This window comes from uncultured Porphyromonas sp. (assembly GCF_905372525.1).
Classification (GTDB): domain Bacteria; phylum Bacteroidota; class Bacteroidia; order Bacteroidales; family Porphyromonadaceae; genus Porphyromonas.
Map to the genome: position 1 here is coordinate 1 of NZ_CAJPPN010000019.1, position 14,623 is coordinate 14,623.

Genomic DNA, 14,623 nt, shown 5'->3' on the forward strand with positions numbered 1-14,623 from the left:
CCCTACCCCTAACCCTCCTACGCCCCCAGCACCTGGGACAGCAGACCTCATGTTCGTAGTCTATGCCGAAGGGACTAGCAGTGAGAAGTACATTGAGCTCTACAACCCCACAGACCAAGAGATCGACCTCAGCGCCTACACCCTCGTGATGCAGAATTATTCCACAGATGGTCGTACGGACAAAGAGGGTAAAGCCCAAGAGCTGAAGCTCACAGGCAAGATCCCAGCAAAGGGCTTCACGATCTATCAGAATGCCGGTGCGAAGGTGTACCCTAAGGGTATCAAGGACACGAGGGTCATCAACTTCAATGGTAACGACCCTCTAGCCCTCAAGAAGGGAGACAAAGTCATTGATGTGATTGGCTCCTACCCCAATATATGGCTCATTGGGGACAAGGGTGCGGGTATAGACGTCTTCCTACACCGCAAGACTGACATCAATGCTCCAGCGACGACCTTCGATGCCAATCAGTGGGAATCTACGAGCATAGATAGGGCTAATGCAAGCAAGCTGGCAGGGCTCATCGAGAAGTACTTCAACAAAAGATAAGTCTACTCTATGACTTCCCCTAAGAAACTCTATACCCTACTCCTATCGCTGATGGTCGGCAGCGTCATAGCTCTAGCTATGGCCTGCACGACACAGCGTAAGGAGCAGCCCATACGCCGAACGCCCCCACTGCAGCTACACCTTCCGTCCTCGACCTCCAAGGTGAAGACAGCGACCAGTGCGGGGGACAACTTCTTCGTACGCCTACAGTCCGAGACCGACTGGACGCTACACCTGTCTCCTGAGACAGCGAAGGAGTGGATCACCCTAGAGCGTACCCGTGGGCAGGCCTCGGCTAGTCCTGTAGATATAGCAGTACAGCTGTCGAAGAACCTCGGGCAGGCACGTGAGGCTAAGCTCATCGTCCGCTCAGGCTCACTGGCTGATACGATTATCATCACACAGCAGGGTACAGCTGCTACACCTCCTACTCCTAATCCCGACCCCAAACCCAATCCTCCGACGACAGACCCAAAGGGAGAGCATATCCTTGGTGATGTGACCCTCCTCGAGGCTCCTGCTCTAGCTGGTGGGTCGAACAACTACTACATCACCCACAGGGCGAATAACATCGTAAACTTCTCTCTAGAGTACGATGTCGATAAGCGTCACCCTCGCTTCGTCTGCTTCACCTTCGATGATGTCACTTCAGCGATGGTAGTTAACCGCACCAATGCTTGGGCTTGGGATCCTGAGATCCCCTCACAGCATTCGACGGAGAGCATGTTCAAGAACAGTGGCTACGATCGTGGTCATCTAGTAGCCTCCCATGACCGTGTCTATAGTCGGGAGGCGAACATGCAGACCTTCTACTACAGTAATATGAGCCCACAGCTCCCCTCATTTAACCAGAAGTACTGGGGCAAGCTCGAGAAGCAGGTGCAGGACTGGGGGCGCAACAAGAGCTTCCGAGACGTCCTCTATGTCGCTAAGGGCGGTACAATCCGTGACGACCAAGTAGAGAACACCAAGGTCAAGGGGCGTATTGTCGTCCCTAAGTACTACTGGATGGCTATGGTCGTCAAGAAGGGAGCTACCTACCACGGCCTAGCCTTCTGGCTGGAGCACAAGGAATGGAATATGAAGACCCCTATGATGACGGTCGCCATCTCCATCGACGAACTAGAGAAGAAGCTAGGCTTCGACCTCTTCCATAACTTCCCTGACGAGATAGAGAACAAGTTCGAAGCAGAGGATCCCTCTGATCCCCGTGTGCGTGCCCATTGGCCTGGCATGTAGTCACGCTAGGATAGGGTTAAGTGCCGACAAAGCCTACTCCCCGTAGGGAGACCCTATAGACATACCACGAATAGAAGAGGTGCAGCCCCCCTAACACTGGGGACTGCGCCTCTTCAATTATCGTAGTTAAGAGGAGGGGGAGCACAATGCATCACGGGCAAGACTTCCTTTCTCCTCCATCTTTCCCCTATCACCTTGTGAAGCAAGCGAAGCACAGGGCTCTGCTGGTAAGACTTCCTTTCTCCTTCTCCCATTACTTATCGTCTTGAGAGGAAGGAGGAGCACAGAACAGCACCAATAGGGCTAGCCTTCTCCTCCCATTGCTTATCGTCTTGAGAGGAAGGCGGAGCACAGAACTGCACCGATAGGGCTAACCTTCTCCTCCCATTGCTTATCGTCTTGAGAGGAAGGAGGAGCACAGAACTGCACCGATAGGGCTAACCTTCTCCTCCCATTGCTTATCGTCTTGAGAGGAAGGCGAAGCACAGAACAGCAGCGATAGGGCTAGCCTTCTCCTCCCATTGCTTATCGTCCTGTGGGATGTAGAGCTTAGGAGGGAAGCTCCCACCACTAAGCATCCTTCCTGTTCAATCCCATCGCAGCCAGCAGAACAAAGATTTTCGGCACGAAGGGGATCATCTTCAGGGCTAGCCGTTGTGACCAAGTCACACCTGATATAATCCTCCTCTTCCCTCGGAGCATTGCTCGGTAGCTATCTAGGGCGACCTTGTAGGGACTCTGAGTGAGTGCCTGGGCTAGTCCCGTACCCTCGAGACCAGCAGCCGTCCCAAACTCCGTGCTCAGCCCACCCGGGAGGACACTCGTCACGGTCACACCTGTCCCTCGGGTCTCCATCCATAGAGCCTCGGAGAGCGAGGTTACGTAAGCCTTTGCGGCGAAGTAGGTGGCTTGGTAGGGGCCAGGGAGGAGCGAAGCGGTGGAAGAGACGTTGAGGATGCGCCCTGTCCCCCGACGTAGGAAGTCTGGGAGGAAGAGTTTGGTGAGGTGGGTCAGAGCGACGATATCCACCGAGATTAGGTTGATCTCCTCCTCTATGGGACGCTCGGCGAAGCTCCCTTGCCCCCCGAGCCCAGCATTATTGATGAGATAGTCCACCTCTATTCCCCGATCTGCGAGGGCATCGTAGATCTGCTGAGGGGCTTCGGGGCGTGAGAGGTCATAGCTGAGGGTGAGGACATCTACCTGATACTGGGCTTCTAGCTCCGCCTTCAGTTCATTAAGCCGATCCAAGCGACGAGCCACGAGGACAAGATCCCCTCCACGTGAGGCATGCACACGGGCATACTCACGGCCTAGACCGCTGGAGGCTCCAGTGATGAGTGCTACTTTCTTCATTGTACCTACCTATTATATGTCTATTAGATGATGATCTGGGCAGTAGGCGTGTGGGGTACTGCTCTATGAGAAGAAAACAAACGGAGAGGTAGAGATGTTGGCTGTCCCCTACCATTTAGATGAAGTGAACCCGATTCCACCCTCATAGCTCTCTCCAGCACCCCACGAAACCCTCCAGCTAACTCACTCTGTAGCGCACACATCGGGAGGGGCTCAGAGGACATACCGAGAGCGTGTGATAGGACTCGGTATGTTCGCACCCATCACCTATGTAAGGTGACCGAGGCGAGGATACCGAGTCCTCTCCTTCGAACATTACGTGTCCACTCTAGGGCCATCAGAATGCCTGCTTCAAATACATCACGACCAGCATACATGATCCCTATCCTTGGGCTGATCGAGAGGATACAATCCTTCTGAGGACAGAGCGAGTAACGACAATAGATCCCCCCTACCCCTTAGGTACATAGAGGGAGGGGTAACGATCTAGGAAAGGAGGCTAAAACCTTCAATAGAGGCATCTATCAGGAGGGATATAAGGATGGTGTACCCCAGGCGTCCGAACAAGTGGTGTGGGAGGAGCAGACCACGAAGGGGGGATATTAGCTCCCCCACTATCCTTAGACTTAGCACCACCACATGAGGACGAGGATCATGGGCTATATATGCGCCCCCACCGACTCCCCACTAGGTCTATGGGGACGCAGACTAGAGCTGACATATGAACTGATCACTAGAGGTCAAGGGCAATGTGATCAAGGAGCATACATCGAAGATAGAAACACCTACACCTAAGCACATACTTACCAGGCATATACCCACCACCCAGGAGAGACAAAGTATACACGTGTGTACACACTAGTGTACTCATGTGTACACTGTTGTATACACGCGTGTACACTACCTCGCTCTAAGTATGTCCCCAGTAGGGTGCTCCTCATACGGCCTTCGGGGCAAGTGCTAGGAGGCTCTGGAGGTCGAGGTTGGAGCTCCCCTGAGCACAAGATAATCCCATCAAAGTATCTAAGCGAGGGGAATACTACGGGAGACCACGCATCGGCTCTGGGACTGGACGGGAGGACGAGCATCGTGTCCGAATAATTGTTATTTTTGCACCCTAGTACGAAGACGTGGTCTTCACCTATAAAACGACTTATAAACAAAGAAATAACTATGTACTGGACTCTAGAACTCGCCTCTAAGCTCGAGGATGCACCATGGCCTGCGAGCCGCGACGAACTGATCGACTATGCACAGCGCTCCGGCGCCCCCATTGAGGTCATAGAGAACCTACAAGAGATGGAGGACGAAGGCGAACTCTACGAATCAATCGAGGACATCTGGCCCGACTACCCAAGTAAGGAAGACTTCTTCTTCGACGAGGAGGAGTACTAGCTCCAGTTACTCTACCAGCACGCCCTAGATGAAGCGCCCCCTCACCGTCTCACGCCTCCTGACCCGAGGACGACCGATGAGGGCTCTTGCGCTCCTATCCCTCCTCGGGGGGCTACCTATAGGACTATATGCCCAGCGGTCGCCCCTCGTGAGGCAGTGGCAGGAGGCTCATGCCTACATCTGCCCTGCAGCTATCGCCCTCAGTGACGAGCAGCGCATCCTAGGTCTGTACTCCTACGAGGAGCGACAGAGTAGCCTCTATGGGGCTATGACCGATCTTCCTATCAGCCTCCTCGGGAGGGAGCATGGGGTCGGAGCTGGGGTGATGAATAGCACTCGGGGGCTTACCTCCGGCACGGAGTTCGCCGCTCGCTATGCGTGGCTACAGGGGCTACTCGGTGGGCGACTACAGATAGGTCTGGAGGGTGTACTCGCTCGTACTGCCTTCGACGGAGCACGAGCACTGGAGGAAGGGATCACCGACCCCCAGCTACCGACGACGAAGGTCGAGGGCAAAGCCTTTGACCTTGGTCTGGGTCTTTATTGGCGTGGGGCAGGTCTTAGCATAGGCTTGTCTGCCCAGCATCTACTAGGAGCGGAGGTCTACCTCACGGATCGCTATCAGCTCCACCTCCCACGGAGCTACTCCGCCAGCATCAGTTACCGTCTCGGGCAGGGCTCCACGGGACTAAGCTGGGAGGGCTCACTACTCGGCATATACCACGAGAGCGATGGCTATCGTAGTGACCTAGGGCTGAGGGCATGGTGGCGGGGACGCTTCGTCCTCGGTGCCGTCTATCGCTGGGACAGAGCGGTAGGCATCCAGCTAGGAGCCTCATTCTCTAGGCTCTACTTAGGCTACCAGGGGGAGCTCTCTACACAGCATCGAGGGCAGCTCCACCACGAGCTCCTAGTCAGCTACTCATTCCCCCTATCTAGGCAGAGAGGTAGGCCGCAGCACTACAAGAGCGTGCGGCTACTCTAATCAAAACGACAAGAGATGAAGAAGATCTTTCATCGGGAAGGTGACCTCCTACTAGCCCTACTCCTGCTGGGCTTCGTGGCCTCCTGCGGATCCTCCCACAGCCCGAGAGGTGCAGGGGTAAGGGCGGCACGACTTACCTCGTGGAATGAACCTGCACCCTACGGCATGGTACTCATCCCTCGGGGGCACATCCACATGGGGGAGCAGCATCCAGACAGCCTATGGGGCGATCCCGCACACTCACGTGGGGTCTCGGTAGATGGCTTCTGGATGGATCGTACCGAGGTGACCAATGCCCAGTACCGCCAGTTCGTCTACTACGTAAGAGACTCGATCCTACGAGAGCGACTAGCCGACCCAGCCTACGGAGGTGATGAGAGCTACAAGATCACTGAGGACAAGTACGGTGAGCCCATCCCCCCACGACTTGACTGGTCTCGCCCGATCCCCTCGGAGAAGCGAGCTTCGGACGAAGAGCTTCGTGCCCTACAAAGCCTCTACTACACCAATCCCATCACAGGAGAGCGTAAGCTAGATCCTGCACAGCTCAACTACCGCTACGAGCGGTACGACCATCGGGCAGCAGCCCTATGGCGCAATAGGCTACGTCATGCTCAGACCAACCCTGAGTGGACACCTTCGCCTAATACCCCTGTCTTGATCACCAAGGATACAGCCTACCTAGATGCTACGGGCAAGATCGTCCGTGAGACGATTACCCGTCCTCTGACGAGCGAATATGACTTCCTCAGCACCTACATAGTCCCCGTCCTACCCGATGAGACGGTTTGGGTCAATGACTTCCCCAACTCCCGCAATGAGATCTACACCACCCGCTACTTCAGCCATCCTGGCTACGATGACTACCCCGTAGTCGGTGTGACCTGGGAGCAGGCAGATGCCTACTGCGCTTGGCGCACAGCTACCTACCGTGCTGGGCTCAAGCTCCCCGAGGGACAGGTCGTGGAGGAGTTTCGTCTGCCGACAGAGGCCGAGTGGGAGTACGCCGCCCGCATGGGCGTAGATAGTCTGAAGTATCCCTGGAGCTCGGAGGGCCTTCGTGCCCCTAAGGGTTGCCTACTGGGCAACTTCAAGCCCGGCGATGGGAACTACACCGCAGACAAGCACCTCATCACGGCACGTGTCTCCTCCTATCCCCCCAATGACTTCGGGCTGTATGATATGGCAGGCAATGTAGCTGAGTGGACGAGCACCTCGTGGAGTGCCTCTGGCCTACGCAAGGTGAACGATGTCAATCCCGAGCTACGTGGCCACGTAGACTTCAAGGATCCCATCAGTCGCACGATGAAGGTCATCAAGGGAGGCTCATGGAAGGATATAGCTCGCTACATACAGGCCAATAACCGCAGCCGAGCAGCGCAGAGCGAGGCTCATTCGTACATCGGCTTCCGCTGTGTACGCTCCGCCGTGGAGTTCGCCAAGTAAATACAACCACTACCCGATATAGCTACTGAATATGTCTGCACATCCCCGTCTGCTCTCCCGCCTAGAGACGTTCCTAGCCAGTGAGCGAGGTCGGCGCATCCTCAATCGGTTCTACTCCTGGGGGGCAGCCTTCGTGATCCTCGGAGCTCTCTTCAAGCTCCTACATATTAGATATGGTGACGAGATACTGCTGGTCAGTATGCTCACCGAGTTTGTCGTCTTCTTCATCTCTGGCTTTGAGCGCCCAGAGAAGAGCTATGACTGGGAGGCCGTCTTTCCCGAACTTCGGGGAGCAGAGGAGGTACCCCTCTCCGAGTCTATCTCACGCAGAGAGGCTCTCATTCAGCGTGCCCAGCAGGGTGCTCCAGCCCTCCAGAGCGGGACATGCGCATCACAGAGTCCACAGTCACTAGTCAGCCAACAGACGATATCCTCAGAGGAAGTGGAGCACCTGCGTGAGGCTATTGACCGCCTCGGGGAGGCAGCTGCACAGCTAGCACGCATCGGGTCAGTATCCAGTGAGATGACGAAGCGATACGAACTGATGGCTCTCGACTACAGCAAGATGAGCCAGCACTCTGCCCAGTACCTTGGGGAGATGGAGAGCCTTGCCCGCAACGTCACGGGGCTCAATGCCATCTATGAGCTACAGCTCAAGAGCATCAGTAGCCAAGTAGAGACCATCGATCGTATCAATTCGGGTCTCCAGCATATCCGACAGATGTACGAAGGGGGACTACCCGACAGCGAGGCCTTCGGCAGGGAGAGCGCACACCTTACCCAGCAGCTCACCCAGCTCAACGACGTATATGCACGCCTACTGCGAGCCCTCACGGTGAATATGACCACTCCGGGGGCACCGCATACCCCCTACACTGCCTCTCCCTCCGATCAAGACGACCACATAGCACGCTAAGGATATGGCTGTAGGTAGCAGGGGCAATCCCAATAGACAGCGCATGATCAACCTCATGTACATTGTCTTCATCGCTATGATGGCGCTCAATGTATCCCCTGAGGTACTCGATGGCATCTCTCAGGTAGAGGGAGAGCTACAGCAGACCATATCCACTACGGAGCAGCGCAACAAGGCACTAAGCCAAGATATGGATCAGGCCTATCAGGCGAACCCCATCAAGGTATCCCCCTGGCGACAGCGGAGTGAGGAGCTACGCCTACGCTCCGACTCCCTATATCACTACATCCAGAGCCTCAAGGAGCTCATCGCTCAGGAGGCCGACGGACGAGAGGGGCGGGCAGATGCACTTCGTCACCTAGATGACCTATCGGCTTCGTCCGTAGTGATGCTCTCCCCCCTTCACCCACGAGCCAAGGAGCTAAGGAAGCGCCTAGAGCAGTACCGTAGCTGGGTCACAGAGCTACTAGGCGGTAGCCCTCGATCGGCTCAGATCACTGCACGACTAGCGACGAAGGATGGACAAGGAGGACAGAGCTGGGAGAGTGCAAACTTCGAGAACATGCCTGCCATAGCTGCCCTCACTCTCCTATCCCACCTACAGAGCAATATCCGCCATACCGAGGGCGAAGGGCTCACCGAACTCCTCCAGGGCATCGATGCCCATGACTACCGCCTCAGCCTACTCACCGCTCAGGTAATCCCCGACAGCAGGATCGTACTCAGTGGCGAGCCCTACCGAGCACGTATCGTCCTCAGTAGTACAGATACGACGAGACAGCCCCACATCGTGGTCAATGGTGCTCCTCTCTCTCCGACACTCAGGGGACAGCTCTCATTACCTACTCCTAGGACGGGTACCTTCCCCGTAGAGGGCTATGTAGAGGCAGACCGAGGGGACGGCTCTACGGAGCGCCTTCCCTTTGCGACCAACTACACCGTCATAGAGCGGACGGCGACCATCGCCCCTGTGATGATGAACGTCCTCTACTCCGGTATAGACAATCCGATCAAGATAGCAGTGCCAGGTATCGCCCCCCAAGACCTCACAGCCTCTATCAGCAGTGGTACACTTACCCGCCGAGGAGAGCTCTGGGTCGCCCACCCCAGCCAGCTAGGTGAGGTCACCATCTCGGTCTCTGCACGAGGTGAGGGGGGCAAGACAAGCCTCATCACACAGACCAAGCTACGAGTGCGCCGTCTACCCGATCCCTCTCCCTATATAGCCCTCACCGAGGGGGGAGAGAGTCGCTTCCGAGGCGGACGGATCGCCAAGCAGGCACTGCTCGCTGCAGGCGGAGTGCGTGCAGCCATCGACGACTCCTTCCTAGATATTAGCTACACGGTCGTACGCTTCCAGCTCATTGCCTTTGACTCTATGGGCAATGCTATTCCCGAGGTCTCTAGTGGAGCGACCTTCTCACCCCGACAGATCCGGCAGATACAGACCGCTCCCCGTGGTAAGCGTCTCTACATATCAGACATCATCGCTCGTGGCCCAGATGGCATCGAGCGTAAGCTCCCCTCCCTTGAGCTCATCATCGGCTAAATGTCCCCTCTCAGGACGAACGAATATGAAGAAGATACTCCTCACCCTCCTCTCGCTATACCTCCTCGCCCTCACCCCTCTCTGGGCACAGGTCTCCACACCTAGTACCCCAGTGGTACGCAAGGGCGCAAGGGCGACACTCGAGACTCCGAAGGCTCAGTCCTCTACATCCCGCACCTTCGTTCACGAAGAGGGACGTATCGCCAGTGTGCTCCAGTCTGCCTCATGGCTACGCAGCGTCTATCGTCTGATCGACCTCACGACTCCTGCTAACGCCCCCCTCTACTATCCCGAGGTCACGACCCCGACACGTGCGAACCTCTTCGCACAGATCTGCCGGCTCTATCAAGCGGGGAAGCTACGGGTCTATGAGTACCTCGATGGTGAGGAGCAGCTCGACGAAGCGCACCTACTCCCCTACCGAGACTTCCTAGATCGCTTCCATATCCCCTACAAGGTCGAGGGCAAGGGGGCAAAGGAAGTACCCACCGTCCAGCCCAGTGACCTCCCCACCACCGAGGTCAAGAGCTACTACCTCAAGGAAGCGTACCTCTTCGACGAAGCGACCTCTACCTACGACCGACTCGTACTCGCCCTCTGCCCCATCCTCTCTACTGTCGGGGACTATGGTGCTGTGAATATGCCCCTCTTCTGGGTCGAGTACGAAGCTCTTCAGCCCTACCTAAGTGATCAGCTCATCCCCCTATCTAAGCAGAATGCTGCTAAGCGTGCTTCGCTAGATGACTTCTTCACCCTACACCTCTACGAGGGTGAGATCATCAGAGCAGACCACCTCCTCGGGCGCAGTCTCGTACAGTCCGCTACTTCTGCTGAGGAGCTGAAGAAGGAACAGACACGTATCGAGGACGAACTAAAGGCCTTTGGCTCTCGTCTTTTCCTCCCCGATAGCACCCTAAAGCACCGCCCCTCCACCCAAAAGGCAAAGAAGGTACGTACACCAAAGGCTTCGTCCAGCTCCAAGTCCTCTGGTGGGCGCACCACGACACGCTCCATCCGTGACCGAGGCTAAGCCCTCCACCACCTATCCATCTCATCAGATACATGCCTAGCACTACACCGCTGGACTTCCCCTATCTCGCCGAGCTCAACGAGGCACAGCGCGCCGCTGTGACCTACAACGATGGCCCCGCTCTGGTCATCGCAGGTGCAGGTAGTGGCAAGACTCGTGTCCTCGTCTACAAGCTCCTCTACCTCCTAGACTGTGGCTACCACCCGATGGGGCTGATGGCTCTGACCTTCACCAACAAGGCTGCTCGGGAGATGCGTCAGCGCATCAGTGAGCGAGCAGGGTCCGTAGCACGACAGATACGGATGGGGACGTTCCACTCGGTCTTCCTCAGTATCCTACGCCTACACGCTTCGCTCCTGGGTTATACCCCGACCTTCTCGGTCTATAATACCAGTGATAGTCGTAGCTGTATCAAGGCGATCGTGAAGCGGCTGGGACTCGATGACAAGGTCTACAAGCCCAACCTCATCCACAGCCGTATCTCCTCGGCCAAGAATAGGCTACTCACCCCCGAGGCCTATGCCTCCTATGGCGAACTCGTGAAGTATGATGCCAAGAGTGGACTACCCCGCATAGCCGAGATCTACCGCCTCTACTGGGACGAACTGAGGCAAAGCAATGCGATGGACTTCGATGACCTGCTCCTACAGATCAATATCCTCTTCCGTCAGCATCCCGAGGTACTCAAGCAGTGGCAGGAGCGTATCGACTACCTCCTCATCGACGAGTATCAGGATACGAACTTCGCTCAGTATATGGTCGCCAAGCAACTCATGCAGGAGAAGGGGGCTATCTTCGTCGTCGGTGACGATGCACAGAGTATCTACTCCTTCAGAGGTGCTAACCTAGACAATATCCTCAACTTCGAGAAGACCTTCCCCTCTACCAAGGTCTTCAAGCTGGAGCGCAACTACCGCTCCACCCAGACCATCGTCTCTGCCGCTGGGAGCATCATCGCCTACAACGAGTACCAGATCCCCAAGCAAGTCTTCTCCGAGGAGGCTGTCGGGGAGCCAATCCAGGTACACGAGGCACTCTCGGGGGAGCTCGAAGCACTCTGGGCAGGTGAGGAGATCCAGCGCCTGCACCGAGAGCAGGGAGAGAGCTACGACTCCATAGCCATACTCTACCGCACGAATGCACAGAGCCGTACGCTGGAGCAGGTCTTTCGTCGTCTCGGTATCCCCTTCCGCATCTATGGGGGGAGATCCTTCTTCGACCACAAGGAGATCATGGACGTAATGGCTTACCTACGTGTGCTCATCAATGAGCAGGACGAGGAAGCCCTCCTACGCATCATCAACTACCCCAAGCGAAGCATAGGAGACACCACGATACAGCGTGTACACAGTGCCTCGCGGACGCACCACCTCCCACTCATGGAGATCCTACGTGATCCGCTCGCCTATGGGGTAGCAGTCAATAGGCCTACGGCGGGTCGGCTCCAGTCCTTCGCAGCCCTACTTGACGAGCTCCGTACCCTTAGCCAGACGAGCGATGACCTCTACGATGTCGTGGAGCAAGTGATCCTACAGACAGGTATCCTCGCTGACCTGAAGAGCGATACCACGCAGGAGGGTAAGACTCGTGTAGAGAATATCCAGGAGCTACTCTCCGGCATAGAGGAGTATGTACAGGCGACGCTTGAGGAGGGAGACACACCCACGCTGGCCTCCTATGTAAGCGGCGTAGCCCTACTGACCGACCAAGATACCCAAGGAGAGGGAGAGGAGGCCGTGACCCTGATGACGATCCATGCCTCGAAGGGGCTAGAGTTCCCCCACGTCTTTGTCCTAGGGCTAGAGGAGGATCTCTTCCCCTCCTCGATGAGCAATACGGGACGTGAGCTGGAGGAGGAGCGACGACTCTTCTACGTAGCACTCACCCGAGCGGAGAAGACCTGTCATCTGGGCTATACCCGAGAGCGTTTCCGCAATGGGCGCACGGAGTTCTGTCGCCCCAGCCGTTTCCTCAGAGAGCTCCCCACGGAGCTCATCCAGTTCGATACGGCACATGGCTTCGGCTCTACCCCTTCGTGGCTTCAGGGGCCTCCTCGCCCCCAGCGTGGAGGTGAGCTCCCGAGGGACTTTAGCTCAGCCCCAGACTTCTTGCCTCAGGCTCGCCCCAGTCGGCGTGTCCTCACCCAGCGCAGATGGGGGGATGAGGCGGAGGAGAAGCACACCTCGATCGGCGACCTACGTATCGGTACCCGAGTCCTACACAAGCGATTTGGGGAGGGTGAGGTCATGGAACTAGAGGGTTCGGGCGAGAATGCAAAGGCTGTGGTAGCCTTCGATGCAGGCGACACAAAGAAGCTCCTCCTACGCTTCGCCCAGCTCCAAGTCTTAGACTAATCTCCAGCTCGTAAGACAATAGCCCTAAGCCACGAGACGACAGCGTCAGCCCTACTCTATACAGACACAGCCCATCGGGAATAGTTCCCGATGGGCTGTGTCATATGTACCTCCTAGCCTAAGGCTAGGGGATGAACGTGATCTAGCGCTTAGAAGACGAAACCAATCTTGAAGCCAACCTGAAGGTCAGTGTTCAGCGAAGAACCACTGTACTTGGTCTTACCGCTATTGTCCGTCGTCTGAGTAGGCTGACCCGTCACATTGATTGTCGTGATGTTCGTGGTCTTACCGAGGCTATAAGCATCGATATTGAGACCTGCTTCGAGGCCGAGGAAGACCTTAGGTGCGATGTAGTAGTCTGCACCCATGAAGAGACCACCACCAAAGGTGAAGCCTGGAGCGGCCTTGATCTGCTGATTAGTCTTGGTGACGATGGTACCGACCGTTCTGGTGTCGTTGCTCTCAGCGTTCGTCGTGTAGGAGCCAACGTGTAGCTCAGCCCCTACATAGGGGGAGAGGCGGTCGGTGCCAGTGAAGTGCTTTTCGACACCTAGGCCGAAATAGAGGGTCGTAGCGCGATACTTATTCTCTAGGCTGTGGTTTGTCTCCTCTAGGGTAGACTTGACCGAAGGGGAGGAGAGGCCAAGGGAGAGGCGAAGGGCGAGATCGTCCTGGAAGAAGTAGCGACCCTTGAGGACACCTACTGTGCTGAGGTCAAACTTATTACTTGATACTCCGCTAGCTACATTCCCCTTGTAGAGAGCTGTAGGGTTAGCGAAGAGGCCGTTAGCGAAGAGGCTAACGTCTGTGGTGACATCACCAGCCTTGGGCTTGAACTCACTCTGTGCCTGAGCGGCTACGATCGATGTAGCAGCGAGGGCTGCTACCATGAGAATCTTCTTCATATATGTCTGTTAGTTTTATATGAGCCACGAGACAGCTCTTGTCTCATGGCGGTACAAAGATACGCAAATACAACTATTCACACCTAACATAACTCTTTAACACCTAACGAAACGAACGACTTAGAGCCCACCTGCTACGAGGTAGCGGGAGCCAATGCCCACCTCTGGTAAGCTCGTCCCATAAGCCCGATGATGGTATCGCCGTGACGAGAGCTGCCGCACAGATAGCCCGGGTAGGGGGATCTATCTCCTCTCGGCGAGGCGACGGCTGTACGGGCTCCCCAACCTGTGGGATGAGACAGATCGAAACGGGCAGAGAGCTCTGCCACAGGGGCTGTCCCAAGCCCCTTACATCGGGCCTCCCGAGCCCCTCCCTTACGTTCCTATAAAGAGCGCCTTTGCGCTCCTATAAAGATCGTTCATGCGTTCCTATAAAGAACGCTCACACGCTCTTACCGAGAGCGCAGAGACGCTCTCGGTAAGAGCGTTTTTACCCCCTAGGCGTGCCCTCATATAGCACAGATACATAAGGAGATAACGGAGTGAAGAATGAGGGGGGGGGAGGGGGTACCACCAGGGCTGACGCATGAAATCACTATAGTGCGAGGGTAAGGTCGTGGGGGAGCATACGCCGAAGATAGAAGTATCTATGTCCTAGTATAGATATGCCATGCGAATCCCTCCTACCTAGGAGGGATGAGTATACACGTGTGTACACTACTGTATACCCACGTGTACACAACAGTATACACGCGTGTACACAAGTGCGCTCTAAGTATATCCTCTGTAGGGCTCGCTTGTAGGTCTATTCCTTGGGGATAATATGTAGGATCTCTAGTGGTGGGCTAAGGCTCCCTGGGATATAAAATAATACCCCCGAAGATCCAAAGGCAGGAGT

The 14,623-nt window shown here is 55.9% G+C and carries 11 protein-coding genes; 9 read left to right on the forward strand and 2 right to left on the reverse strand.

Annotated features, from left to right (window positions below; genetic code table 11):
- Together QZ170_RS04865 and QZ170_RS04870 are read left to right on the forward strand one after the other, a co-directional pair.
- Positions 1 to 550 (forward strand): lamin tail domain-containing protein (locus QZ170_RS04865; RefSeq protein WP_297177968.1); only part of this gene is annotated, 550 nt, incomplete at its 5' end.
- Positions 551 to 559: 9 nt separating this feature from the next.
- Positions 560 to 1,789, forward strand: a complete 1,230-nt coding sequence (locus QZ170_RS04870; RefSeq protein WP_297177970.1) for a DNA/RNA non-specific endonuclease — start codon at positions 560 to 562, stop codon at positions 1,787 to 1,789.
- 570 nt (positions 1,790 to 2,359) lie between these two features.
- Here QZ170_RS04870 and QZ170_RS04875 read toward each other — a convergent pair.
- The gene (locus QZ170_RS04875) at positions 2,360 to 3,145 is read right to left on the reverse strand and encodes an SDR family oxidoreductase (RefSeq protein ID WP_297177974.1); all 786 of its coding nucleotides are present in this window, start codon (positions 3,143 to 3,145) and stop codon (positions 2,360 to 2,362) included.
- Between the two features lie 1,173 nt (positions 3,146 to 4,318).
- On the opposite strand from QZ170_RS04875, the gene QZ170_RS04880 reads away from it, so the two are divergent.
- Genes QZ170_RS04880 through QZ170_RS04910 form a run of 7 tightly spaced genes read left to right on the forward strand, consistent with a single transcriptional unit; the run spans position 4,319 to position 12,820 of the window.
- A complete protein-coding gene (locus QZ170_RS04880) occupies positions 4,319 to 4,540 on the forward strand; it encodes a DUF2795 domain-containing protein (RefSeq protein ID WP_005467333.1) in 222 nt (73 codons plus the stop codon).
- A 28-nt stretch (positions 4,541 to 4,568) separates the two neighbouring features.
- A complete protein-coding gene (locus QZ170_RS04885) occupies positions 4,569 to 5,525 on the forward strand; it encodes a PorP/SprF family type IX secretion system membrane protein (protein ID WP_297177976.1) in 957 nt (318 codons plus the stop codon).
- 15 nt (positions 5,526 to 5,540) lie between these two features.
- The gene (locus QZ170_RS04890; protein ID WP_297177979.1) at positions 5,541 to 6,971 is read left to right on the forward strand and encodes an SUMF1/EgtB/PvdO family nonheme iron enzyme; all 1,431 of its coding nucleotides are present in this window, start codon (positions 5,541 to 5,543) and stop codon (positions 6,969 to 6,971) included.
- 31 nt (positions 6,972 to 7,002) lie between these two features.
- Positions 7,003 to 7,887 (forward strand): gliding motility protein GldL, encoded by an 885-nt coding sequence (gene gldL / locus QZ170_RS04895; protein ID WP_297177982.1) that lies wholly within the window; start codon positions 7,003 to 7,005, stop codon positions 7,885 to 7,887.
- A 4-nt stretch (positions 7,888 to 7,891) separates the two neighbouring features.
- Positions 7,892 to 9,436: a gliding motility protein GldM gene (gene gldM / locus QZ170_RS04900; protein ID WP_297177985.1), complete on the forward strand. Its 1,545-nt coding sequence runs from the start codon at positions 7,892 to 7,894 to the stop codon at positions 9,434 to 9,436.
- Positions 9,437 to 9,461: 25 nt separating this feature from the next.
- Positions 9,462 to 10,466, forward strand: a complete 1,005-nt coding sequence (gene gldN / locus QZ170_RS04905; protein ID WP_297177988.1) for a gliding motility protein GldN — start codon at positions 9,462 to 9,464, stop codon at positions 10,464 to 10,466.
- Positions 10,467 to 10,498: 32 nt separating this feature from the next.
- Positions 10,499 to 12,820 (forward strand): UvrD-helicase domain-containing protein, encoded by a 2,322-nt coding sequence (locus QZ170_RS04910; RefSeq protein ID WP_297177991.1) that lies wholly within the window; start codon positions 10,499 to 10,501, stop codon positions 12,818 to 12,820.
- 149 nt (positions 12,821 to 12,969) lie between these two features.
- Here QZ170_RS04910 and QZ170_RS04915 read toward each other — a convergent pair whose 3' ends face one another.
- Entirely contained in the window at positions 12,970 to 13,725 is a 756-nt protein-coding gene (locus QZ170_RS04915; RefSeq protein WP_297177994.1) for a BT1926 family outer membrane beta-barrel protein, read from the reverse strand.
- Positions 13,726 to 14,623: the final 898 nt, after the last annotated feature.

What these genes read in the sequence shown, in the direction of transcription:
- QZ170_RS04915 (WP_297177994.1), bottom strand. Translation starts at nt 13,725, where the DNA reads ATGAAGAAGATTCTCATGGTAGCAGCCCTCGCTGCTACATCGATCGTA.
- QZ170_RS04885 (WP_297177976.1), top strand. Translation starts at nt 4,569, where the DNA reads ATGAAGCGCCCCCTCACCGTCTCACGCCTCCTGACCCGAGGACGACCG.
- QZ170_RS04880 (WP_005467333.1), top strand. Translation starts at nt 4,319, where the DNA reads ATGTACTGGACTCTAGAACTCGCCTCTAAGCTCGAGGATGCACCATGG.
- gldM (WP_297177985.1), top strand. Translation starts at nt 7,892, where the DNA reads ATGGCTGTAGGTAGCAGGGGCAATCCCAATAGACAGCGCATGATCAAC.
- QZ170_RS04870 (WP_297177970.1), top strand. Translation starts at nt 560, where the DNA reads ATGACTTCCCCTAAGAAACTCTATACCCTACTCCTATCGCTGATGGTC.
- gldN (WP_297177988.1), top strand. Translation starts at nt 9,462, where the DNA reads ATGAAGAAGATACTCCTCACCCTCCTCTCGCTATACCTCCTCGCCCTC.
- QZ170_RS04910 (WP_297177991.1), top strand. Translation starts at nt 10,499, where the DNA reads ATGCCTAGCACTACACCGCTGGACTTCCCCTATCTCGCCGAGCTCAAC.
- gldL (WP_297177982.1), top strand. Translation starts at nt 7,003, where the DNA reads ATGTCTGCACATCCCCGTCTGCTCTCCCGCCTAGAGACGTTCCTAGCC.
- QZ170_RS04875 (WP_297177974.1), bottom strand. Translation starts at nt 3,145, where the DNA reads ATGAAGAAAGTAGCACTCATCACTGGAGCCTCCAGCGGTCTAGGCCGT.
- QZ170_RS04890 (WP_297177979.1), top strand. Translation starts at nt 5,541, where the DNA reads ATGAAGAAGATCTTTCATCGGGAAGGTGACCTCCTACTAGCCCTACTC.